This window comes from Pseudomonas sp. SDT291_1_S447 (assembly GCF_054070155.1).
This window is the reverse complement of record NZ_JBSVXS010000423.1, coordinates 1-224: the sequence shown is the minus strand read 5'-3', so window position 1 is coordinate 224 and position 224 is coordinate 1. Positions and strand designations below refer to the sequence as shown.

Here is a 224-nt window from a genome sequence, read left to right as displayed (position 1 = left end):
CGGCTACGAACGCGACGACCTGCACCGCGAAGTCGCCCGCCATCAAGGCAACCACTTGCTGCAAACCCAAAGCTGGGACCCGGCCGGCCGTTTGCAGGAACAGTTGCTGGGACGCAGCGACGACAAATCCACGCTGCTCAAACGCGAATACAGCTACGACGCTGCCGGCCAACTGACCGACATCAACGACAGCCGCCGCGGCCCGCTCGCCTATCGCTACGATC

1 protein-coding gene is annotated in these 224 nt (G+C 63.8%); it reads left to right on the top strand.

Annotated features, from left to right (window positions below; genetic code table 11):
• Positions 1–224 (top strand): hypothetical protein (locus ACW9IR_RS30195; protein ID WP_457466276.1); only part of this gene is annotated, 224 nt, incomplete at both ends.